This window comes from Serratia sp. 2C06 (assembly GCF_050037615.1).
In the GTDB taxonomy this organism is placed as follows: Bacteria; Pseudomonadota; Gammaproteobacteria; order Enterobacterales; family Enterobacteriaceae; genus Serratia; species Serratia ureilytica.
The window spans coordinates 600,109-621,812 of record NZ_CP188299.1 but is presented as its reverse complement, the minus strand read 5'-3'; the positions used below and the strand labels follow the sequence as shown (position 1 = coordinate 621,812).

Genomic DNA, 21,704 nt, shown 5'->3' with positions numbered 1-21,704 from the left:
CAAACTATTGTTTTTTAATCTTCTTTTTTTTAAAGATGATGAATTGTTTGTTTTTTGTTCGTCATCATGGCCTGCCTGGGAAGGGAGCGCGCAGAAAATCAGCCCGGAAAGGTGAATGGATGGACGGCGAACTGAAAAATTTAAAATGCAACATCAATCAGTTGGCTGCCATGACCGGGTTACATCGACAGACAGTGGCGAGCCGCCTTGCTGATGTGCCACTTGCCGAAGGCAGTAACGAAAAGAAAAAGCTGTATCAGATCACAGACGTCATTCGCATTTTGATGGACGCCCCGGCCTCCCCATCTGCTGAGCACCAAGACCCGGACAAAATGACGCCGAAAGAGCGTAAGGATTGGTTTGATTCCGAGAAGGGGCGCCTATGGTTGGAAAAAGAGATGCGCCAGGTGATCCCCGCTTCTGATGTGAGGTATCAGATGGCGGCGGTAATGAAAGCCGTAACACAGGCGCTTGAGACCTGGCCCGACAAATTGGAGCGAGACAGAGGGTGGACGCCAGATCAAATAACTGAAGCTCAGTCGGTTGTGGACGAAATCCGCGAGCTATTGGCTCATGCCGTCAGCGTTCAGGAGGATGTTGAAAATGAGTAAGCTGGAGTATGGATCTGCAAAGGCGATCCGCATGGAGGTTTCTCAATTGCTCCGCCCACCAATGAGAATGCCGGTCGCTGATGCCGTCAGGCGCTATATGCGTGTTCCGCGTGGCGCCGGCAACTCAATTCCATGGGAATCTACGCTGACGCCCTACATGATTGAGCCAATGAACACGTTGGCAGAACGAGCTTATGATGCTGTTGTTTTCGCAGGGCCAGCCCGGACAGGAAAAACGCTTGGCCTGATCGACGGGTGGATTGTTTATGGCATCGTTTGTGATCCTGCTGACATGCTGGTGGTGCAAATGACGGAAACCAAAGCCCGTGAACACTCCCGCACCCGCCTGTCACGAACGTTCGCTCACAGTTCTGAAGTTAAAAAACGGCTAAGCCCGTTAAGGAATGACAACAACGTTCACGATAAATTGTTTCGCGATGGTTCTTTTCTGAAGATCGGCTGGCCGTCCATCACAGTTTTTTCTTCATCGGACTATAAACGGGTTGCCCTGACGGACTATGACCGTTTTCCCGAAGATATCGATGGCGAGGGCGATGGTTTCTCGCTGGCGTCAAAACGTACCACGACTTTTATGTCCGCCGGCATGACGCTGGTGGAAAGCTCTCCTGGCCGGGAAATTACCGATTCCAAATGGCGCAGGACAGCACCTCATGAGGCGCCACCCACCACAGGTATCTTATCGCTTTATAACCGCGGCGATCGCCGTCGCTGGTATTGGCCGTGCCCGCATTGTGGTGAGTATTTTCAGCCGGCGATGGAAAACATGGCCGGATATCGCGACATCGCCGATCCGGTAGAGGCCAGTGAGTCCGCGCATCTGTGTTGCCCGCATTGCAGCGGCAAGATTACGGCAGATCAAAAACGTGAGCTTAATAACCGGGGTATCTGGTTGGTTGAGGGGCAACAAATTGATCGCAAGGGTGTGATTACCGGTGAGCCCCGGCGTTCGCGCATTGCCAGTTTCTGGATGGAAGGCCCGGCGGCCGCGTACCAAACCTGGGCGCAGCTGGTTTATAAACTGCTGACCGCCGAGCAGGAATATGAACGCACCGGCAGTGAAGAGACCCTCAAAGCCATTATCAATACGGACTGGGGATTGCCTTATTTGCCGAGACGCTCTCAGGAACAACGGCAGGGTGATGTGCTGATGGCGCGTGCTGAACCGCTGGGCAAGCGGCTTGTGCCGGCCGGCGTGCGTTTCCTGGTGGCGACGGTGGATGTGCAGGGGGGAAGCAAGCGCCGTTTTGTCGTGCAGATAACCGGATACGGCGCCAAAGGGGAGCGATGGGTGGTTGACCGTTTCGAACTTTGCCATTCGTTGCGCACTGATGACCATGGTGAAAGCCAGCGCATCAACCCGGCGGCTTTTATTGAAGACTGGGAACTGCTGCGCGCGGACGTACTGGATAAAACCTATCGGTTGGCCAGCGACCCGCACATCACCATGGGCATTCTGGCGATGGCCGTTGACTCCGGCGGTGAAGACGGCGTGACGGATAACGCGTACCGATTTTGGCGCCAGTGCCGTCGTGATGGCCTGGGTAAGCGGGTATATCTCTTCAAAGGCGATAGCCTATCTCGCGGCAAACTTATCACCTGTAGCCATCCTAATAACATGGAACGCTCCGATCGGCGAGCCAAGGCTCGGGGTGATGTACCACTACACCTGCTGCAGACCAATGAGTTGAAAGACCGGGTTGCCGCTGCGCTTGAGCGCGATGTGCCAGGACCCAATTATGTGCATTTTCCTGACTGGCTGCCACCTAGCTTCTACGACGAGTTGACCTATGAAGAGCGTCAGCCCGATGGTAAATGGGTAAAACCCGGGCGTGGCGCCAACGAAGCGTTTGACTTGCTGGTCTACGCACATGCCCTGGTTATTTTACAAGGTTACGAAGACATCAATTGGGACAGGCCGCCTGCCTGGGCACGGCTGCCCGATCAGGATGAGGCATCAGTGACAGCCGCTAAAGTGATTGAAGAACGTGAGGGACGGGAAAGCGAGATGAAAACAGATAAACGCAAAAAGCCGTCCGCGTGGGGCGGTGGTGGAGGCTGGTTATGAGGCGAGAGCGCCTGGAGCGATTGGTCGAAAAATATTACGACGCGGAGGAAGCCGTGCTGGATGGGAAGTCGGTCATGCTGAACGGTCAATCAATGACCATGGAAAATTTAAGCGAGATCCGCAAGGGCAGGCAGGAAATTGAAAGCCGCCTGGCACAGCTGAATGGCGCTGGTTCGCGTTCTCTTTATTCAGTGGCGAGGTTCAAATGAGTGTATTGGACAATCTTATCGGTGCTGTTTCGCCGGGCTGGAAAGCGGCTCGTCTGCGTTCGCGCGCCGTGATCCGCGCCTATGAGGCGGTGATGCCGACCCGGACCCACAAGGCCAGGCGTGAAACGCGCTCACCCAATCAGCTGACGCAGTATGGTGGCCGTTCTCTGCGCGAACAGGCGCGGTTTCTGGACAGTAACCACGATTTGGTGATCGGCGCGCTGGACAAGCTTGAAGAGCGCATCATTGGGGCGAAAGGCATCATCGTTGAGCCGCAGCCGCTGACACGCGCAGGAGAGCTCGATAAGTCGCTGGCTGATCAGATCCGAAGCGCATGGGCAGAGTGGTCGGTCTCTCCCGATGTTACCGGCCAATATACCCGCCCAGTGCTTGAGCGACTGTTGCTGCGAACCTGGCTGCGAGACGGTGAAGTTTTCGCCCGCGTGTTTGTCGGAAAAGGGGCGGGGTTAAAAAAAGAGCGGGGTATCCCCTTTTGGATTGAGGCTCTGGAGCCTGACTTTGTACCCGATAATCTCACAGCACCCAATCAAGGTGTGGTTCAGGGCATTGAGTTGGATGCCTGGAAACGGCCACTCCGCTACATGGTCTATCACAGCCTGCCTTCCGAGGGGATGTCAGCCGGGCTGTACGATAAGGTGGATGCTGGGCAGATGTTGCACCTCAAGTTTACCCGTCGTCTGCACCAACTGCGTGGCGTGACCCTGCTTTCGGGTGCCATCATTCGCATTGCCGACCTCAAGGATTATGAGGACAGCGAGCGCATTTCCGCACGCATTGCAGCATCGCTGGGAATGTATGTCATCAAGGGGGATGCGCTCAACTATGAAGATAAAGCGGCAGAAGACGGTCCACGCGAGCTGGATTTCGAACCTGGCATGCTCTTCGACGGTCTCCGGCCAGGTGAGAAGGTGGGCATGGTCAAATCAGACCGGCCTAATACTGGGCTGGAGTCGTTCAGAATGGGGCAGCTGCGCGCCATTGCTGCCGGTACGCGCGTCAGTTTTTCTTCCATCTCGCGAAATTACGACGGCACCTATAGTGCTCAGCGTCAGGAGTTGGTGGAGGCGCAGGAAGGATACGGGATCTTGCAGGATGCCTTTATCGCTCAAGTTACCCGCCCGCTGTATCGCCGTTGGCTGGATGCGGCTATTTCGACCGGCGCCATTCGGGTGCCGGCAGATATTGATACCGACACCCTCTACAACGCTGTCTACAGTGGCCCCGTGATGCCCTGGATCGACCCGCTGAAAGAGGCGAATGCCTGGCGGGTAATGATCCGCGGTGGTTCGGCAACCGAAAGTGAGTGGATCCGTGCTCGAGGTGGCAACCCTGCAGAGGTAAAACGGCGCCGCAAGGCAGAAATTGACGATAACCGTGCGCAGGCATTGGTGTTTGACACCGATCCGGCTAATGACAAAGGAGCGGCTTATGCCGACAACAACGACGATAACACAACGACCGAAAGCGGTCGCAACCGCGAGGGGCGGGGACGGTAAAAGCTGGTTCAGTATTCGGGCTAGTTCGCAAAACACGGCCGATATCAGTATTTATGACGAAATTGGCTTTTGGGGTATCACTGCTCGTCAGTTTGCCGAAGATCTGGCGGCGTTGGGGCCGGTTAATCACATCAACCTGCATATTCACTCACCGGGGGGCGATGTTTTTGACGGCATAGCCATCTACAACCTGCTCAAGAATCATTCTGCGAGCAAAACGGTCTACATTGACGGCCTGGCCGCTTCCATGGCTTCGGTTATTGCGATGGTTGGCAACCCTATCATTATGCCCGAAAACGCCATGATGATGGTTCATCGGCCCTGGGGGATCGCCGGCGGCGACGCCGACGACATGCGTAACTACGCTGAACTGCTTGAAAAGATGGAAACCGTCCTTATTCCGGCCTATGCCGAAAAAACCGGCAAATCGCCAGAAGAGATAACGGCGCTACTTGCCGATGAAACCTGGATGTCCGGCAGCGAATGTGTTGCGCAGGGCTTTGCCGATAAGGTGCTGTCGCCCGTCAAGGCTATGGCGCAGATCCAATCAAAACGTATAGAGGAATTTGAACATATGCCTAACAGCATCAAAAACATGATCGTGCAGCCACAGGCAAGCACCACGCAGCAGCCCGTACCGGCGGCTCCGACAGTATCTCATCCAGCGCCGTCGGCCGTCGATGAAACGGCTATCCGAGCCCAGGAGCGTGAATCTCAGCGTCAGCGTGTGGAGCAGATCACTACGCTGTTTAACCGGCTCGGACCAAGCCACACCGAGCTGATGGTGAAGTGCGTCGGGGACGTGAATTGCTCCTTCGAGCAGGCCAAGGATTCGTTGCTGGAAGTGTTGGCAAGCCAAATTACGCCGGTGGATACCACTACCTCCCCGGTGAATAAGCCGAACGCGCATATCTACGCCGGCAACGGCAACATTGTGGGTGACGGCGTGCGTGCATCCCTGATGGCGCGGGCGGGGTACAGTGAAGGCGAACGCAGCAACCCCTACAACGCTATGACCCTGCGTGAGCTGGCCCGTATGTCCCTGACTGAACGCGGCATCGGTATTGCGAGCTATAACCCGATGCAAATGGTTGGTCTGGCCTTCACTCACAGCACATCAGACTTCGGCAATATTCTGATCGATGTGGCGAACAAATCCATCCTGCAGGGCTGGGAGGATGCGCCTGAAACGTTCGAGCTGTGGACCAAGAAAGGGCAGCTGTCAGATTTTAAAACTGCGCATCGCGTGGGCCTGGGCGGTTTCCCTTCGCTGCGAAAAGTTCGTGAAGGTGCTGAGTACAAATATGTTACTACCACGGACAAGCAGGCAACGATTGCGCTGGCTACCTACGGCGAGTTGTTCAGCATTACCCGCCAGGCGATCATTAATGACGATCTGAGCATGCTCACCGATGTGCCGATGAAGTTGGGGCGTGCGGCCAAGGCCACGATTGCCGATTTGGTTTATGACATGCTCGTCAGCAACCCCAAACTGAGTACGGACGGCCTGCCGCTGTTTGATGCGAAGCACGACAATATCAGTAGCGGCGTGGTTGATGTGGCCACCATTGACAAGGCGCGACAGCTGATGCGTCGCCAGAAAGAGGGCGAGCGACATTTAAATATTCGTCCGGCCTTTATGTTGGTGCCTACTGCACTGGAATCGACGGCCAACCAGGTGATCCGTTCGGCTAGCGTCAAGGGTGCCGATGTCAATGCCGGCATCATCAACCCGGTCAAGGACTTTGCGACGGTGATCGCCGAGCCACGCCTGGACGATGCGAGCTCGTCCGACTGGTATCTGGCGGCAGCCAAAGGCACCGACACCATCGAGGTAGCTTACCTGAACGGGGTTGATACACCGTATATCGACCAGCAACAGGGCTTCGAGTCCGATGGCGTCATCACCAAAGTGCGCATCGATGCCGGTGTGGCGCCTATCGATCACCGCGGCCTGGTGCGCGTTACCGGCAAGTGATCTCTTCGTAATGCATGCCCGCCCGTCAGGGCTTTTTTTATACCTAAAATCCGGCCCTGCGGGGCCGTGGAGATGCAATCATGGCAAAGAATTATCAGCAGGCAGGACTGACCATTCCGGTCGTTAATGACACGCAGAAGGCGATTGCCAGCGGCGATGTGGTGGTTATCGGCGGACTCGCCGCCGTTGCCATCACGGACATTGCGCCGGGTGAGACAGGCGATGGATTTGCCGAAGGCGTATTTTTGGTGCCTAAAAAAGAGGGTGACGCCTTCAGCGCCGGCCAATCGGTCTTTTTGGCTGAGGGTAAGGCTGCGCCAGCCGGCGAGAAAGCCATTGGTCTCGCATGGGAAGCTACGGCGGCAGAACGTATTGCCGTCCCCGTAAAACTCAATGTTGGTGTTGCCGGTGTTAACGTGAGCTCGCAAGGGACTAAAGGCGACAAGGCGCAGGCATGAGTACCCCATTCTCCCGAATGACTGCCAGGATGGACAGCGTGACGCAATCTCGCATGGCAAAGCCCGTTTTAATCAACGCCCTGAGCTACCCCGCCGTGGATGCACACACGTTGCCTGAGATGGGGCCCGTTAATGGCGATGGCGTGACGCTGGTGGTTTTCGACACTTCCTATCTTCCAGCCCGCCGTGATGCGGTGGTCTGGGAGGGGGGCCATTATCGCGTCGAACGTTGGCACATTTACAACGGAAAACCGCAAATTTGGCTGGAGGAGGCCGTGGATGAAGGGAATGGAACAGGCAATCCGTAATCTTAACAGCCTGAGCAAGGACATGGTGCCCGTGGCCACAGCCCAGGCCATCAACCGGGTCACGGTGCGGGCTATCAGTCGCAGCACCAAGCGGGTGGCCGGCGAGGTGCGCATTCAGCAAAAACTGGTGCGTCAGCGTGTTCGACTTCGGCGGGCCAGCCCGGAACAAAATCCTCCCAGGGCGAGGCTGACGGTCAACCGTGGCAACCTTCCGGCGATCAAGCTGGGGGCTGCCCGGATGCAGATCTCGCGCCGTGCGGGATTTTCCGGCGGTCAGGGTAGCGTGCTGAAAATCGGCCGTTACACCTTTCGTAATGCCTTTATTCAACAGCTGGCCAACGGGCGATGGCACGTTCTGCGACGGATTGGCAAGAAAAGATATCCCATCGAGGTCGTCAAAATCCCCCTGGCTACGCCACTGACTTCAGCTTATCAGGAGGAAACGCGCAAACTCCTGCAGGCTGACATGGGAAAAGAAATGGGCTACGCCCTTAAAAACCAGTTGCGCCTCTATTTGAAGCGAGGGGTGTAGTGCAAAAACATACCGAGATAAGGCGGGTCGTCCTCGACGCGCTCAAATCACACATTAAAGAGGCGGCTTTTCACGATGGTCGCCCTGTTTTTTTGGATGAAAAGGAATTGCCGGCGGTCGCGGTGTACCTGACGGAGGCTCAGCACACGGGGGCCTATACCGATGCCGACAGTTGGCAGGCCATGTTGCACATTGAGGTGTTTTTACGGGCCTCGAATCCAGATTCTGCACTCGATGCATGGATGGAAAAAAACATCTATCCCGCACTGGCGTCCGTGCCCGGTTTGGCAAGCCTCATCGAGACGATGACCCCTCAGGGTTATGACTATCAGCGAGATGATGAAATGGCGACATGGGGCTCCGCTGATCTTACCTATTTACTCACCTACTTCATGTAAGGAAAAGACGATGGCGACACCGAATCCGCTCGAGCCCGTCAAGGGCGCCGGCACCACGCTGTGGATCTATACCGGCAAAGGCGATGCAACCAAAGATCCGCTCAGTGACACCGACTGGACGCGTTTGGCGAAAATCAAGGAGCTGCAGCCCGGGGAAATTACTGCAGAGAGTTATGACGACACGTATCTGGATGACCCGAATGCTGACTGGAAGGCGACAGCGCAGGGCGAAAAATCCTCTGGTGAGGCCAATATCACCCTGGCCTGGAAGCCGAAAGAGCAAGGCCAAAAGGATTTGCTGGACTGGTTTAATACCGGCGCTGTGCGCTACTACAAAATCCGCTACCCCAACGGCACGGTTGATCTGTTCAAGGGATGGGTCAGCGGACTGGGCAAGTCCGTGCCCGCCAAGGAAGTGATCACTCGTACCATTAAAGTCACCAATACGGGCAAGCCCGAATTGGCTGAAGAAATGAAAGATGCGGCACCGACCGATCCCAAGCAGGTCGGCTAATATCCAGGAGTTACCATGTTTTTGAAAAAAGAGCCATTCATTTACAACGGTGAGCAAGTGCAGCTGCATGAGCTCTCCGCCCTGCAACGTGCTGAATACTTCGAATATCTGGCGAGTAAAGATACCGGCTCCGAGGGCGAACAGCCTGACGTAGCGCAAACCGCTGCATTGATACGCCTGAATACCGAGGTCAATGCCTGGTTGGTATCGCGTTCCTTGTGGCATGACGACCGCGATCGGGATGTTGAGACGATTTTCCGTGAGATCCTCGCCGCCTGGCCAGACAAGGCGCTGGCTCAGGCGGTTGATAAGGTTCTGGTGCTCAGCGACATGAAAGGCGCTGGATCCACGGAAGGTGAAGACGCCGCAGATGATTCCCAGGCCGACAGCCTGGAAAAGCCTTAACCCGCGAGCGAGAGTTCATCCTGCGCCTGGCCCATGAGTTTCGCCGGGCTGATTGGCGCAGGATGCTCAGTGAAATGACTGCCAGTGAGTTCGCGTGCTGGGTACGCTTTTTCGGCGAAACGCCATTCAGCAACCGGTTACTGGATGCTGAATTTGCGGCATTGAACAGCACAATAGTGTCACTGGTATCTGGCGATGTCGGCATGAGTGCGCGGGATTTCAGTTTGCTTGCGGCTGAGCAGGCGCCGGAAGAAATGAGTGAGGAATTGCTGATGTCTGCCGGCGAAGGTTTGGCGGGAGGAATACGTTATGGCGCAGCAGATAGCTGATCTGGTCGTCAATCTTAATGCTGATACGGTCCGTTTTCATGAACAGATGGGCCGTGTTGAGCGTCAAATGCAGGAAGCTGGCCGCAAGGCAGATGTGTCAGCGGAGCGGATGCGCCGGCTGGCCGTGCGTCAGGCTTCAGCCATCAGTGATGCAGCTCAGGGGAGTGCTCAGGCCGTTGTTCAGGCGCAAGCCCGGCAGGCTGCATCATCCGAAAAATTGGCTGAGAAATGGGCCGCGCAGGCGCAGGCGGTTGAAGAGACGCATAAGCGAGTCGCTGACTACAGCCGCCGTCTGCAAAGCAGTCAATCGCAGGCTACCGCATTGGCCCGGGAACAGGATGGGCTAACTGCTTCTTTTTTCCGCCAGATCGATGGCGTGAAGCAGCTCGATGGCAGCTTGCAGCAACTGCGTGCCATTCAAGCTCGGATCCGTGAGGCACGCAAAGCCGGCAACATCAGCCAAAATGATTACCTCACGTTGGTGACGCACACCACGGCAAAAGTGAAGGAGCTTTCCGCTGCAGAAGCCCAGGCGGGGCGTGACAAAGCTCGGTTTATTCAGCAACTCAAGAGCCAGGTCGCCACACAGCAACTCTCTCGCACCGAAATGTTGCGCTTTCGGGCCGCGCAACTGGGTGTCGGGGATGCTGCTGATATTTATATCCGCAAGCTTGAGGCCGCCAAAGGCAGTACCCATGAGTTGGGTCTGAAAAGCGCTGCAGCGCGTCGTGAATTGGGGATCTTGTTCGGTGAGGTGGCTCGGGGAAACTTCGGGGCACTCCGTGGCTCGGGCATTACGTTGGCAAACCGCGCCGGCTGGATTGACCAACTGATGACGCTGCGAGGGCTGGGCATCGCCGGTGTTGTCGGCGGTATTGCGGGTGGGCTCTACGCCGTGGGCAAGGCCTGGCATGATGGCTCACAGGAAGCCGTCGAGTTCAATCGTCAGCTTATCCTGACGGGGAATTATGCGGGTAAAACAGCCGGCGATCTGCAGTTAATGGCAAGAGCACTCACCAGCAATAGCGTCACACAGCATGATGCCGCCGATGCATTGGCGAAAGTGGTGGGTTCCGGCAGTTTCTCTGGCAACACTATCACCCTAATTGCGGACACTGCGGCGAAGCTCAAGGCGAATGTCGGGCAGTCAATCGATGAGACGGTTAATCAGTTTAAGCGCCTGCAGGATGATCCTGTTCAAGCTGTCACCGAACTTGACAAGTCTTTGCACTTTTTGACCGCAACGCAACTCGAGCAGATCACTCACCTTTCCGAACAGGGGCGCGCTACAGACGCCGCCGCCCTTGCTATGGACAGTTACGCGACAGCCATGCGGCAGCGCAGTGGCGAGATCAAAGAGAACCTCGGTACGTTGGAATCGGCATGGAAATGGCTGGGGGATGCGGCATCGTCCGCCTGGGATAAGATGCTGAATATCGGCCGTGAGACCACGGTTAAGGACAAGATCCGCGAGGTTCAGCAGAAACTTGACGAGATTAAGCGCGCTCCTGGTAACCAGCTAAACCTTTACCGTGCGACCGGCCAAACGGCAACGGATCTCGAGAGAGAGCTTTCACAACTGAAAGAGCAGGATTACCAGGAAAGTGTGAAGGCGGCGCGAGAGAAAGCCGACCGCGACGAGGAGACGCGTCAAAAACGCCAGTTCCAGGCCAATCAGGCACTCAAGCAGCAGTATGAGACGGCAGAAGAGAAACACCAGCGTGAGCTGGCGAAGATCCGTAACTCCTATGCATCCCAGTCGGTGAAAGATGACGCCGTGCGTCGGGAAAACGAGCGCTATGCCAAGGAAAAAGCAAGGCAGACTCGCAAAGGGCCGCAGTATCGCGCACCGGCAGGCAACCTGGCAGATGAGAAGGCGCAAGGTGACCTGCTGGCCCTGGAATCGCGGCTTGAAGTCCTGAAAAAGCATAAAAGCGTCAATGATACGGTAAGCCGGCAGCGCCAAGACCTGTGGGAGGCGCAGGCGAAATTTACCGTGTTGGAGCAGGCAGCCGACAAGCGCAAATTAACTGCGCAGGAAAAGTCCCTCCTGGCCTCTCGCGACAGCATTCTCGCGCAAAAGGAAACCCTGGCGGTGAAGGGGGACGAGGTTGCTCTGCAGGAAAGGCTTAATCGGCTCTCTGATCAGGCGGATAAGTACCTGGCGCAACAGCAGGCGAAGCAGGAAGCGATCGCCAACAGCCGGGGGCTGTCCGGGCGTGAAATGCAACGAGAGCTGGAAAGGCAGCAGCTTGCTTACGGTCAGAAAGATAACCCCCGCCTTGGCGAACTGCAGGCGGCACAGGAAAAAACCTTTGCCATGGAAGATCAGAAACGGGGCAATTGGCTGGCCGGCGCCAAAACGGCGTGGGCGGAGTATCGCGATGCGGCGCTTGATGTCAATGCGCAGATCAAAAATGCCAGCACGCAAGCACTGGACGGCATCAGCGGCCAATTGACCACCTTCCTGACCGAGGGGAAAGCCAGCTTCAAGGATTTCGCCAAGTCCATTCTGAAAATGCTGACCGAAATCTTGGTCAAAATGGCGCTGGTCAAAGGCATCAGCGCCGTCGCGGGAGCGTTTGGCGGCGGCTCAGTCGTACCGAATGCCGCGGGTGGCGTCTACCGTTCGCCAGGCCTGGGCGCCTGGAGTGGTCAGGTGGTCAACAAGCCGACATTGTTCGCGTTCGCCCAAGGGGCCGGGTTGATGGGGGAGGCAGGGCCGGAAGGCATCTTCCCCCTTCGACGCGGTGCAGATGGCAAGCTGGGCGTGGTGGCCAAACTTGCCGGCGCCGGAATGACCTTTGCCCCTAATTACAATGTGAGCATTAACAATGATGGCAGTAACGGGCAATTGGGCCCGGAGGCTGCGAGGGCGATTTATGACCTGGGTAAACAGGGGGCGCGTGACTTCTTCCTGCAGCAGCAGCGGGATGGTGGAATGATGGGGGCATGACATGGAGACATTCATCTGGAAAGTCAGGCCCGACATGCGCGTGGAGTCTGAGCCACGTGTGAAGTCGGTGGCTTTTGGCGACGGCTATGAACAGCGCCGGCCTGATGGCATCAATAATGACTTGAAAAAGTACAGCATCGCACTTTCGCGCAAACATGCTGAAGCGCAAGAGGTGGAGCGTTTTCTTGCCCGCCACGGCGGCGCGGCGGCATTTCTGTGGACCCCTCCTTTTCAGGCGCAGGCCATTCGTGTGGTTTGTCGAAAGTGGTCAACTTCCGTGAAACTGATTTGGACAGAATTTAGCGCCGAATTTGAACAGGTTGTTGCCTGAAGCGCCCGCGATATGCGGGCTTTTGATTTATGGAGCCTCAATGCAACAAATACCGCCAGAAATGCGCATTGCCATTACCGAAATCAAAATGGATGCCCTGATCGAGCTGTACGACATCGACATGACACTGATCGGCGGCACGCGACTGCGTCTGCACAGCGGGGTTAATGGCATGATGAAGCCGGTAGTCTGGCAAGGGCATGAATACGAGCCTTATCCCATAAAAGGCAGCGGCTTTACCTTCAACGGTAAAGGCCCCGCGGCGAGACCGACGCTGGAGGTCTCTAACCTGCTTGGGCTGGTCACCGCCATTGCAGGGGATTTTGACAGCGCCGTAGGCGGGGTGGTCATGCGCCGTCAGGTCTGCGTGCGTTATCTGGACGCCGTGAATTTTGCCGGCGGCAATCCGCAGGCAGACGCGTCTCAGGAGGTGGTCAGCCGCTGGGTGATTGAACAGATGACCAAACTGACCGCGCGTGCCGCCGAGTTTACCTTGTCCGCGCCCAGTGAAACGGATGGACTGATGCTTCCCGGCCGGGTCATCTTGTCCGATGTCTGCCCGTGGGGCTACCGGTCTGAAGAATGTGGATACGCGGGGCCGCCGGTTGCTGACGAGTTCGGCAAACCCACTACCGATCCTGCCAGGGACAAGTGCGGCAGGCGTTTATCTGACTGCAAGCTTCGTAACAACGCCGGCCGCATTGGCTGTTTCATCTCAACCTCCCGCCTGGGTAACTGACATTCAGGACGACTCATGATTGAACAAGACATTTTGGCGCACGCGCAGGCAGTGGCGCCAGCGGAATCGTGCGGTCTGGTGGTACGCACCGCGCAGGGAGTGCGCTATTTCCCGGCAGAAAACCAGGCCGCCGATCGGGCGCAGCATTTTATCTTCACGCCCGACGAGTATATCCAGGCGAGCCGGCTGGGAGAGGTTGTCGCCGTGGTGCACAGCCACCCTGACGGTGAACCTTTTTTGAGCACCGCAGACCGCGAGCATCAGGTTAACAGCGGCTTGCCGTGGTGGTTAGTCTGTGAGGGCAGGATACACCGTTTTCGGTGTGTGCCCCCGTTGCTGGGGCGGCAGTTCGTGCACGGCGATACCGATTGTTATGGACTGTTTCGGGATGCCTACCATCTGGCCGGGATTGATTTACCGGATTTTTACCGCGGTGAGGATTGGTGGCGACGCGGGGATAACCTTTACCTCGATAACTTTGGTGATAATGGTTTTCGTCAGGTGAAAACGTCCATTCGAACGGGTGACATCATCCTTTGCTGCTATGCCAGTTCAGTTCCGAATCACGCTGCCGTGTATCTCGGCGACCAGACCATTCTGCACCATATTCCTAACCAACTCAGCAAACGCGAGGTGTATACCGACCGATGGCAACGCATGACTCACTCAATCTGGCGCTACCACGCGTGGCGACCTTCTGCCTGTACGGGGATCTACAACGATTTGGCCGTCGCTTTGCGATGAATGTCGAGAGCGCCGCCGAGGGACTTCATGGCTTGTTGATGCAAATCCCCCCATTGCGCCAACGCATCCAAGAAGGTTGGTATCAGGTGCGCATCGCCGGCTGTGATGTACTGCCCAATGACTTTCATCAGCGCCTACATGAACCATTGGCGCCCGGGGCCGTTGTGCATATCGTGCCAAGATTGGCAGGTGCTGCAAAGGGGGGCGCTTTCCAATTTATCGCCGGTGCCGCCATTCTGGCCGTAGGGTGGTGGAACCCGGCGGGATGGGGAGCGGCCGCAACGATAATGATGTCTACCGGCGCCGCCATGATGCTCGGCGGCGTGGCACAGATGCTGACACCGATGTCGAAGTCGCCAACGCTTTCGCGCAGCGAGGAAGAAAAAGGCAATACGTATTTCAGCAATCTAGACAACGCTGTGGCGCAAGGTATGCCGGTGCCCGTGGTTTACGGTGAAATGCTCTGCGGTTCACGGGTGATCTCTCAGGCAGTGGAGATCATGGATGACGGAGACGCAAAACAGATTGATGCCGGCAAGCACGGCGGTTAACAAGCAAGGAGTGATTTCATGGGTAAAGGCGGCGGCAAACAAAGCACACCTTATGAGGCGCCGAATGATTTGAAGTCGCGTCAGAAACTGTCGATCATTGACCTTATCAGCGAAGGCCCCATCGAAGGTCCAGTCAAGGGGCTGCAGTCTGTCCACCTGGATGATACGCCGGCAGTGGATGACGGCGGCAACAGCAGCGTCAATGGCATGGTGGCGCAATGGCGTGCCGGCACACTGGAACAACCGGTGATGGAAGGGTTTACCGACTCGTCCAGTGAGACACCCGTTGGCATCGAGATAAAACAATCAGCGCCCGTTACCCGGACCATCACCACACCCAACATTGATCGCCTGCGCCTTACGTTTGGCACACAGTCTTTGATGGAGGTCACTGAAGATGGTAGCCGCGTGCCAACGGCAGTTCAGCTGCAGGTCCAGATCCAGCGCAACGGCGCCTGGGTAACGGAAAAAGACGTGACCATTCGCGGCAAACGCAGCAACTCGCCCTACATGATGGCTGTGGTGCTTGATAACCTGCCCCCGCGGCCTTTCAGCGTGCGTATGGTGCGTATTACACCTGACAGCACGACAGACCGGATCCAGAATACAACGGTATGGTCGAGTTACACCGAGATCACTGACATTGCCCAGACTTACCCTGGCTCTGCAGTGGTGGGGCTGAATTTTGACAGTGAACAGTTCGGGAACAAATTCCCTCGCCGTAATTATCTGGTGCGTGGGCGAATCGTGCAGGTGCCGGATAACTACGATCCGGTCACCCGGACATATAACGGCATCTGGACCGGCGCTTTCAAGCCTGCCTGGTCAGATAACCCGGCGTTTGTGCTGTATGACTTGCTGACCCACCCACGCTACGGCATGGGAAAACGCCTTAACGTCGGTGAAGTAGACAAGTTTGCTCTCTATGCGATAGGGCAATATTGCGACCAGTCCGTGCCGAACGGCTTTGGCGGGCGTGAACCCCGCATGCGCTGTAATGCCTACCTGACCGATCTGCGCAAGGCCTACGACATCGTCAGCGAGCTCTGCGCCATGATGCGCGTGATGCCAGTCTGGGATGGGCGCCGCATGACGTTCATTCAGGATCGGCCCTCTGATGTCGTCTGGCCATATACCAATGCCAATGTGGTAGGCGGCGCTTTCGGTTACAGTGCCAGCTCGCTAAAGGCGCGTCATACCGTGGTTGAAGTTCGATTTATCGATCCGGACAACGGCTGGAAAACCAGCGTTGAGCAGGTGTCCGACGATGCCATGGTGGCGCGCTTTGGCCGTAATGTGCTGCGGGTCGATGCGTTTGGATGCACAAGCCGCGGTCAGGCACATCGTCACGGCCTGTGGATCCTGACCACCGAAAAGCTGGAAACGCAAACCGTGGAGTTTGCGGTGGGCGCCGAGGGATTGCGACACACGCCGGGCGACATCATCGAGGTGGCGGACAATGATTACGTGGATGCGCAGATCGGCGGCCGCCTGGTTAGTGTCGATGAAAAAACGAATACGCTGACGCTCGATCGCCCCGTAGAAAAGCCGGCCAAGGGTCAGGCGACCCTCAGTCTGATGGACGCCACAGGGCAACCGGTTCGCCTGACGGTGACGGGTTTCCCTGCGGCCAACCAGCTTCAGGTCAACGGCTTGCCCGCGGGCGTGCGCGAGGGAGGCGTTTGGGCGCTCGGTCTGCCTTCTTTGCGGCGCCGACTGTTCAGGGCCATCACGGTCAGCGACAAAGGGGATGGCACCTATGCCGTTTCGGCGGTACAGCATGTGCCGGAGAAAGAGGCGATTGTCGATAATGGTGCGCGCTTTGACCCAAAACCTGACACTAATCTGAGCACTCTCATCCCGCCGGTTGAGCACCTGGCGGTCGAGCTGACGCAAGACACGGAAGCGTGGCAGGTGGTCGCCACCTGGGATACGCCTTATGCCGCGCGAGGGATAAGTTTTGTCCTCAAGTTAACGGTAGGGGGGCGTATTGTCGGGACGGCCACCACGACAGACAGCCTCTATCGTTTTGGCGGACTGCCGCGCGGGGATTATACCCTGACGGTCACGGCGCAAAACACCCGCGGGCAGAAAGGGGAGCCGACATCCGTCACGTTCTCGATTAATCCGCCGGCGCCGCCGTCCTATATTGACGTTGAACCCGGTTATTTCAGTCTCGGCGTGATCCCGCGCACCGGTGGCATGAACGCGCTGCGCACGCAGTTTGAGTTCTGGTATTCCGACCGGCAACTTACGGACATCACCACGGTCACCGCCCGGGCGCAATATCTGGGCACGGGCACGTTGTGGGTGGTGCAGGGGCAACATATCAAGCCTGGTCACCGATATTATTTTTACGTGCGCAGTGTAAACGCTGTTGGGAAATCCAACTTCGTCGAGGCCAGCGGTGAACCGCGCGATGATGCACGCGGCATTCTCGATATTATCGCCGGACAGATACTGGAAAGTGACCTGGGTAAAGCGCTGCAGGATAAAATTAACAGCGCCATCACCGAGGCCAACCTAAAAGATATCGAGAAGCAGATCGAGACGGTACGTGACCAGTTGGGCGCTGATGCGGCCGCGCTGGACAAGCAGCTTGCCGATGCGTCAGAGCGCCTGGACAGCCTCGCAAAAGCACAGATTGAAACCAGTATCGGCTTGCAGCAGGAGAAGCAGGAACGCGGCGAGCGCGAAGCGTGGATTGTCGACCGACAGAACACGCTTGAGAGCGACACGCAGTCCGTCGCCGAAGACGTTAAGCAGCTGGGCGCGAACTTTGATGGACAGCAGGCCACGCTGACCACGCTCGAAAAGACGGTCTCTAACAATGAGAAGGCCACGGCGACTTCGCTCAAGCAGCTGGAAAGCCGCACCCAAGGTAATGAGTCCAGCATCAAGAGCCTCAGCCAGACGGTGGCCACTGACAGCAAGGCGACGGCGGAGCAGCTCAGCAAGCTGGATTCCAAAGTCGGCGAGAACGCGGCCGGTATCACCCAACTGAAGCAGTCGCAGAGTGACCTCGAAGGCAGCCAGGCACAGATTGCGCAGGGGCTGGAGGCTAACGCCAAAGCCACCATCCAAAACTCGCTCAACCAGGTGGAGGGCGAGCAGCGGCAGGCTGCCGTCTCGGCCACGCTGAAAACCACGCAGGAGGTGATTGCCAATCAGCAGGAGGCCCATGCCAAACAGCTCACCACCCTGACTGCCAATTTCGATACGGCGTCGGCCAGCCTGACGCGGCTGGATGAAACCGTAGCCCGTGAAAAGGAAGCAACCAGCCGGGCGTTGCGTGACATGAGCAGCCAGGTAGGTGAGAACAAATCCAGTATCACCCAGGAAGCGAAAACCCGCGCCGATGCCGACAAGGCGCTTGGCGAACGCATCACACAGGTCAGGAGCGAAACCGTCGATTCGGTGGCGCAGGCGCTCGACCAGGTGAAAACCGTGAGCGAGGCTCAGCAGGCCAGCGGTTCGCGCATCCAGAGCCTGGAAGCGTCTGCCGCTATCGACAACACGCCGGAAGGGCTGATTGAGCAGGCACTTGGGCTTCATGAGCAGGGCAAAGAGCGCCGGAAGGCCGAAGCTAAAATCATCCATGAGCAGAGCGTTATCGCGAATCAGCAGGAGGCCGTCGCGAAAGAACAGACCACGCTCAAGGCGCAGATGGGTGAAAACACTGCGCAGCTGCAGCAAGTCAGCGAAGTGCAGGCAGACGTTAACGGCAAACTGTCTGCGACATGGATGGTCAAGGTTGAAGTGGATGCTAACGGTAACCCTGTCGTGGGTGGCGTTGCGCTGGGAGTGGATAGCGAAGGCAACAGCCAGTTCCTGGTGGATGCCAACCGCTTCGCCATCATCAACCGGGCAAATGGTCAGGTGGTGGTGCCATTTGTGATCCAAAACGGACAGATGTTTGTGAATGAGGGATTTATCAATTATGCCGCCATTACGCTGGCAAAAATTGGTGAACTTCGTTCGTCTAACTATGTGCCGGGGCGCTCGGGGACCATCATGAAATCGGATGGGACGTTTGAGATAAGTGGTAAGGGGAGTGCTGGCCAGTTGACAATTCAGAATAATTCTATACGACTGCATGACAGTAATGGCGTGCTGCGTGTGGCTATTGGAGAATATTAAGGAGTTCATGTGGCATGGGGGTTTCAGACGTGGGATTCAAACGGCGTTCCAAATAATACAGGGATAGTTAAGGTCTTCACGATAGGAACAATTAGAGTAGAGCAGAATCAAAAGTCTGGAAGTTGGACCTTTACCGTCCCAAATGGTTACAGAATAGACTTTATGAGCCTTCAAGATGGGATTGGATTTACTCAGGAAAGAAGGGGGCTACGAGTCATTGGCAATAACCGCATCGAAATGTTTGATGCAAATGGTGTCTGGGGTGGGGGTACTGCCCCAGCATACTCTGGTTGGGTTATTATCTATCTTGTGAAGGTGTGAATATGTCATGGGGTGCGTTATTTGTTGATAATGATGGGGTACCGTGGGCTACGCCAGATAGCACGCCGATGAGCTTAGTAAGAAAGTATCGTATAGATCGTGCTGGGGCGGGGAACGATCAGCTCGATATTGATTTTACCAAACCGGTTGTTTTGGCAATGGTTGCAAATACAAGTGGAGTTATCGCCTCTGTATCCAGATCTTCTAGTGGCGGGGCATCGGTCACATCTAAGTTAATAATTGGCAATGGCCCCTATGCTATAGATGTTTATGCTTTCTCGACGCAATTTCAACCACCGGTGAATTTTGGCATTAACATATTTGATGCCCAGGGTCGATGTATTCAAACAAATGAGACAAAAGTTATGCCTGCACCTCGGCGGCTTGGCGAGCCTGGGAGCGATGGAGCCGGTCACAATGTTAGAGAAAACCTGGTGGGCCGATGGGCGATAATACCAGCAACTACAGGTTACATTACGGCTGTTATTGGACATCAGCAGCCAAGGCCGTTCCAGCAACCAATATCGAGCTTTTCAGCTTTTGATGGAAACAATACATCAGTATATTCTGGCGCATGGGATACTCCCGGCGGCGAAGCGCACAATATAACTTATTACAACACAAAGGATTCGGTGTACGTAATAGATGTATCTGGCTTTTGATTGCCGACATGTTCGAAAGAAACAATTGATTTTGATGATATTCATCGTTACAAACGATCGTTAGTCAAGGTTATCGATGCTAGGATATGGATATCACAGCAGGGGAGATAATAAAGGGATGAAAAGATTAGCTATTTTATTATTGGTATCCGTATCTATTACTGGATGCGCTGGCATTTTGGGAAAGCAAGAACCTCTTTGCTACGGGACGGCCCTTATTGCTGGGCAGGATACATCAGTTCCTATCTATGGCGTTCGCAAGCAGGTGGAACAAACGCAATATAAAGCTGGTGGGGTGTTCGGTTGGCGCTGGGTTGGTAAAAACAACTTCACCAGCACCAACTGCGATAAGTAGTAGATGCGCCCGGCTGGCGCCGGGCATATTATGGGATTAGCTACGAATTTTACGGTAGACCCACAGCACGACGATGGCACCCACGACCGCAACAGCAAAACTGCCTAAGTTGAAGCCATCGACTTTACCGAACCCAAAGAAGGTGCTGATCCAGCCCCCAACTACGGCACCTATTACACCCAAGATGACCGTAACGATAAAGCCGCTACCATCTTTACCCGGCATAATCCATTTTGCCAAAATGCCTGCAATCAGACCAAAGATAATCCATGAAATAATACCCATAACTCCCTCACTTTTGATTTGAAAGGCTCTAAGAACTACTTAGAGCGGCAGAGCGTAACACAACTTATCCCTGTTCTGAACCCCGGCTCGCGCCGGGGTTTCTCTTTTAAGGACATCCTAATGGCAATATACGATACCGGGACGGTCACGTTCAGCGGTACGACCGTTAATGGCAGCGGTGTGAACTGGCAGACCGCCAATAACCCCGTTCGCCCAGGCAACACGCTTCTGGTGATGCCGGCCAACGAAGCTTTCACCGTGGTGCGCATCAATAGCGCGACGCAACTAGTGGTCAACCGCGCACCGACGAAAGCCATCAGCAACAGCGCCTACTGCCTGCTACTGACCGATGCCCTGAGCAACGACGCACTGGCACAGCGCGTATCGGAAATGACGAGCTATTACGAGCAACAGGTAAACGCCTGGGGGCAGTTGATCACCGCGTCCGAGGATGTGTCCATTGTTGGGCCGGATGGCAGTGCGGTGAAAGTCCCTTCACTCAAGAAGCTGTATGATGGCTTGGGCGCCAAGGCTGATAAATCCGAGCTTGAAAAGAAAGCTGATAAAGCAGAGGTAGATAAAAAGGCCAATAAGTCAGACCTCGGCAATTCAGCCTCACGAAATATCGGAACTGCGGCGGGAACTATTGCTGCTGGTGATGATGTAAGGCTGGGAACCATCAACAACAAAACCGGCGGGCTGATTACCAGTGCAGTACGAATTCAGGGAGCGGGAAGTATCATATCGAATGCGTGCACGGGGATTGGCTGGGATGGTTCCAATGGCGTCAGTGAATTCGTCAATAATCGAGGACAGGGAACTGGGGGGTTCAGATACCGTATCGCAAATGCAACGGGCGGGCTGGTAGTGGCATTTTCAATGTCATCTGATGGGAATGCCTATGCTGCAAATGGTCGGTGGATTGAGAAATCTGATGCGCGAATCAAAGATAACATCCGCCTGATTGAAAATCCCCTTGAGAAAATGAAGCAGCTTCGTGGCTACACATGGAACCTGAAATGGAACGGCAACCCTGGCGCGGGGTTCATTGCCCAAGAAGTCCAGCAGGTTTTCCCTGAACTGGTTATCGTCACAGAAGATATGGAAATGAGAGACGGCACTGTCGTGGAGGGTGTTCTCGCTCCTGACAACAATGGGATCTCTGCGGGGTTACATCACGAAGCTATTCTTGCGCTGATGGAAAAAGTCGAGCAATTAGAAGCAAAGATCGCTGCTATACCTGGCAATCTCACTACATCAATGAAGCAGGGGTAA

The 21,704-nt window shown here is 55.7% G+C and carries 21 protein-coding genes and 1 pseudogene; 21 read left to right on the top strand and 1 reads right to left on the bottom strand.

Annotated features, from left to right (window positions below):
- Nucleotides 1-119: 119 nt before the first annotated feature.
- The 20 genes and pseudogenes from ACP3TA_RS03310 to cor all read left to right on the top strand — a co-directional run bounded on the left by ACP3TA_RS03310 (nucleotide 120) and on the right by cor (nucleotide 20,144).
- Entirely contained in the window at nucleotides 120-611 is a 492-nt protein-coding gene (locus ACP3TA_RS03310; RefSeq protein ID WP_063991044.1) for a DUF1441 family protein, read from the top strand.
- Nucleotides 604-2,697 (top strand): phage terminase large subunit family protein, encoded by a 2,094-nt coding sequence (locus ACP3TA_RS03305; RefSeq protein ID WP_426784516.1) that lies wholly within the window; start codon nucleotides 604-606, stop codon nucleotides 2,695-2,697. Before ACP3TA_RS03310 ends, ACP3TA_RS03305 begins: the two co-directional genes overlap by 8 nt.
- A complete protein-coding gene (locus ACP3TA_RS03300; RefSeq protein WP_426784515.1) occupies nucleotides 2,694-2,906 on the top strand; it encodes a hypothetical protein in 213 nt (70 codons plus the stop codon). The genes ACP3TA_RS03305 and ACP3TA_RS03300 overlap by 4 nt, the downstream gene beginning before the upstream one ends.
- Nucleotides 2,903-4,423 (top strand): phage portal protein, encoded by a 1,521-nt coding sequence (locus tag ACP3TA_RS03295; protein ID WP_426784514.1) that lies wholly within the window; start codon nucleotides 2,903-2,905, stop codon nucleotides 4,421-4,423. The genes ACP3TA_RS03300 and ACP3TA_RS03295 overlap by 4 nt, the downstream gene beginning before the upstream one ends.
- Complete coding sequence (locus tag ACP3TA_RS03290) at nucleotides 4,356-6,401, top strand: ClpP-like prohead protease/major capsid protein fusion protein (RefSeq protein ID WP_426784513.1); 2,046 nt, start codon at nucleotides 4,356-4,358, stop codon at nucleotides 6,399-6,401. Before ACP3TA_RS03295 ends, ACP3TA_RS03290 begins: the two co-directional genes overlap by 68 nt.
- An 80-nt stretch (nucleotides 6,402-6,481) precedes the next feature.
- Nucleotides 6,482-6,859 carry a DUF2190 family protein gene (locus ACP3TA_RS03285; protein WP_392738398.1) on the top strand — a complete coding sequence of 126 codons (378 nt, stop codon included), beginning with the start codon at nucleotides 6,482-6,484 and terminating at the stop codon, nucleotides 6,857-6,859.
- Nucleotides 6,856-7,167: a hypothetical protein gene (locus ACP3TA_RS03280; protein WP_063991049.1), complete on the top strand. Its 312-nt coding sequence runs from the start codon at nucleotides 6,856-6,858 to the stop codon at nucleotides 7,165-7,167. Before ACP3TA_RS03285 ends, ACP3TA_RS03280 begins: the two co-directional genes overlap by 4 nt.
- The gene (locus ACP3TA_RS03275) at nucleotides 7,139-7,699 is read left to right on the top strand and encodes a phage tail protein (protein WP_426784512.1); all 561 of its coding nucleotides are present in this window, start codon (nucleotides 7,139-7,141) and stop codon (nucleotides 7,697-7,699) included. Before ACP3TA_RS03280 ends, ACP3TA_RS03275 begins: the two co-directional genes overlap by 29 nt.
- A complete protein-coding gene (locus ACP3TA_RS03270) occupies nucleotides 7,699-8,097 on the top strand; it encodes a phage minor tail U family protein (protein WP_426784511.1) in 399 nt (132 codons plus the stop codon). The genes ACP3TA_RS03275 and ACP3TA_RS03270 overlap by 1 nt, the downstream gene beginning before the upstream one ends.
- Nucleotides 8,098-8,107: 10 nt before the next feature.
- Nucleotides 8,108-8,569, top strand: a pseudogene (locus tag ACP3TA_RS03265) (phage tail tube protein); the annotation flags it as partial.
- A gap of 57 nt (nucleotides 8,570-8,626) precedes the next feature.
- The gene (gene gpG, locus ACP3TA_RS03260; protein WP_426784510.1) at nucleotides 8,627-9,016 is read left to right on the top strand and encodes a phage tail assembly chaperone G; all 390 of its coding nucleotides are present in this window, start codon (nucleotides 8,627-8,629) and stop codon (nucleotides 9,014-9,016) included.
- 62 nt (nucleotides 9,017-9,078) lie between these two features.
- Nucleotides 9,079-9,345, top strand: coding sequence for a phage tail assembly protein T (locus ACP3TA_RS03255; RefSeq protein WP_426784509.1), 267 nt, complete (start codon nucleotides 9,079-9,081; stop codon nucleotides 9,343-9,345).
- A complete protein-coding gene (locus ACP3TA_RS03250; protein WP_426784508.1) occupies nucleotides 9,326-12,301 on the top strand; it encodes a phage tail tape measure protein in 2,976 nt (991 codons plus the stop codon). Before ACP3TA_RS03255 ends, ACP3TA_RS03250 begins: the two co-directional genes overlap by 20 nt.
- A gap of 1 nt (nucleotide 12,302) precedes the next feature.
- Nucleotides 12,303-12,632 carry a phage tail protein gene (locus tag ACP3TA_RS03245; protein ID WP_063991055.1) on the top strand — a complete coding sequence of 110 codons (330 nt, stop codon included), beginning with the start codon at nucleotides 12,303-12,305 and terminating at the stop codon, nucleotides 12,630-12,632.
- Between the two features lie 40 nt (nucleotides 12,633-12,672).
- Nucleotides 12,673-13,371 carry a phage minor tail protein L gene (locus tag ACP3TA_RS03240; RefSeq protein ID WP_426784507.1) on the top strand — a complete coding sequence of 233 codons (699 nt, stop codon included), beginning with the start codon at nucleotides 12,673-12,675 and terminating at the stop codon, nucleotides 13,369-13,371.
- 15 nt (nucleotides 13,372-13,386) lie between these two features.
- Complete coding sequence (locus ACP3TA_RS03235) at nucleotides 13,387-14,115, top strand: C40 family peptidase (protein ID WP_426784506.1); 729 nt, start codon at nucleotides 13,387-13,389, stop codon at nucleotides 14,113-14,115.
- Nucleotides 14,019-14,666 carry a tail assembly protein gene (locus ACP3TA_RS03230; protein WP_426784505.1) on the top strand — a complete coding sequence of 216 codons (648 nt, stop codon included), beginning with the start codon at nucleotides 14,019-14,021 and terminating at the stop codon, nucleotides 14,664-14,666. Before ACP3TA_RS03235 ends, ACP3TA_RS03230 begins: the two co-directional genes overlap by 97 nt.
- Before the next feature lie 18 nt (nucleotides 14,667-14,684).
- Complete coding sequence (locus tag ACP3TA_RS03225; protein WP_426784504.1) at nucleotides 14,685-18,806, top strand: phage tail tip protein J-related protein; 4,122 nt, start codon at nucleotides 14,685-14,687, stop codon at nucleotides 18,804-18,806.
- A gap of 323 nt (nucleotides 18,807-19,129) precedes the next feature.
- The gene (locus ACP3TA_RS03220; RefSeq protein ID WP_426784503.1) at nucleotides 19,130-19,789 is read left to right on the top strand and encodes a hypothetical protein; all 660 of its coding nucleotides are present in this window, start codon (nucleotides 19,130-19,132) and stop codon (nucleotides 19,787-19,789) included.
- A gap of 118 nt (nucleotides 19,790-19,907) precedes the next feature.
- Nucleotides 19,908-20,144, top strand: a complete 237-nt coding sequence (gene cor, locus ACP3TA_RS03215) for a phage exclusion lipoprotein Cor (RefSeq protein WP_426784502.1) — start codon at nucleotides 19,908-19,910, stop codon at nucleotides 20,142-20,144.
- A gap of 36 nt (nucleotides 20,145-20,180) precedes the next feature.
- Here cor and ACP3TA_RS03210 read toward each other — a convergent pair whose 3' ends face one another.
- Nucleotides 20,181-20,429 carry a GlsB/YeaQ/YmgE family stress response membrane protein gene (locus ACP3TA_RS03210; RefSeq protein WP_426784501.1) on the bottom strand — a complete coding sequence of 83 codons (249 nt, stop codon included), beginning with the start codon at nucleotides 20,427-20,429 and terminating at the stop codon, nucleotides 20,181-20,183.
- Nucleotides 20,430-20,549: 120 nt separating this feature from the next.
- Between ACP3TA_RS03210 and ACP3TA_RS03205 the strand changes: the two genes are divergently transcribed.
- A complete protein-coding gene (locus ACP3TA_RS03205; protein ID WP_426784500.1) occupies nucleotides 20,550-21,704 on the top strand; it encodes a tail fiber domain-containing protein in 1,155 nt (384 codons plus the stop codon).

Excerpts from the sequence above, each read along its gene's own strand:
- ACP3TA_RS03235 (WP_426784506.1), top strand. The coding sequence starts at position 13,387 with ATGATTGAACAAGACATTTTGGCGCACGCGCAGGCAGTGGCGCCAGCG.
- ACP3TA_RS03280 (WP_063991049.1), top strand. The coding sequence starts at position 6,856 with ATGAGTACCCCATTCTCCCGAATGACTGCCAGGATGGACAGCGTGACG.
- ACP3TA_RS03245 (WP_063991055.1), top strand. The coding sequence starts at position 12,303 with ATGGAGACATTCATCTGGAAAGTCAGGCCCGACATGCGCGTGGAGTCT.
- ACP3TA_RS03250 (WP_426784508.1), top strand. The coding sequence starts at position 9,326 with ATGGCGCAGCAGATAGCTGATCTGGTCGTCAATCTTAATGCTGATACG.
- ACP3TA_RS03310 (WP_063991044.1), top strand. The coding sequence starts at position 120 with ATGGACGGCGAACTGAAAAATTTAAAATGCAACATCAATCAGTTGGCT.
- ACP3TA_RS03285 (WP_392738398.1), top strand. The coding sequence starts at position 6,482 with ATGGCAAAGAATTATCAGCAGGCAGGACTGACCATTCCGGTCGTTAAT.
- ACP3TA_RS03205 (WP_426784500.1), top strand. The coding sequence starts at position 20,550 with ATGGCAATATACGATACCGGGACGGTCACGTTCAGCGGTACGACCGTT.
- ACP3TA_RS03210 (WP_426784501.1), bottom strand. The coding sequence starts at position 20,429 with ATGGGTATTATTTCATGGATTATCTTTGGTCTGATTGCAGGCATTTTG.
- ACP3TA_RS03305 (WP_426784516.1), top strand. The coding sequence starts at position 604 with ATGAGTAAGCTGGAGTATGGATCTGCAAAGGCGATCCGCATGGAGGTT.
- cor (WP_426784502.1), top strand. The coding sequence starts at position 19,908 with ATGAAAAGATTAGCTATTTTATTATTGGTATCCGTATCTATTACTGGA.
- ACP3TA_RS03300 (WP_426784515.1), top strand. The coding sequence starts at position 2,694 with ATGAGGCGAGAGCGCCTGGAGCGATTGGTCGAAAAATATTACGACGCG.
- ACP3TA_RS03230 (WP_426784505.1), top strand. The coding sequence starts at position 14,019 with ATGGCAACGCATGACTCACTCAATCTGGCGCTACCACGCGTGGCGACC.
- ACP3TA_RS03255 (WP_426784509.1), top strand. The coding sequence starts at position 9,079 with ATGCTCAGTGAAATGACTGCCAGTGAGTTCGCGTGCTGGGTACGCTTT.
- ACP3TA_RS03225 (WP_426784504.1), top strand. The coding sequence starts at position 14,685 with ATGGGTAAAGGCGGCGGCAAACAAAGCACACCTTATGAGGCGCCGAAT.
- ACP3TA_RS03220 (WP_426784503.1), top strand. The coding sequence starts at position 19,130 with ATGTCATGGGGTGCGTTATTTGTTGATAATGATGGGGTACCGTGGGCT.
- ACP3TA_RS03240 (WP_426784507.1), top strand. The coding sequence starts at position 12,673 with ATGCAACAAATACCGCCAGAAATGCGCATTGCCATTACCGAAATCAAA.
- gpG (WP_426784510.1), top strand. The coding sequence starts at position 8,627 with ATGTTTTTGAAAAAAGAGCCATTCATTTACAACGGTGAGCAAGTGCAG.
- ACP3TA_RS03295 (WP_426784514.1), top strand. The coding sequence starts at position 2,903 with ATGAGTGTATTGGACAATCTTATCGGTGCTGTTTCGCCGGGCTGGAAA.
- ACP3TA_RS03290 (WP_426784513.1), top strand. The coding sequence starts at position 4,356 with ATGCCGACAACAACGACGATAACACAACGACCGAAAGCGGTCGCAACC.
- ACP3TA_RS03275 (WP_426784512.1), top strand. The coding sequence starts at position 7,139 with ATGAAGGGAATGGAACAGGCAATCCGTAATCTTAACAGCCTGAGCAAG.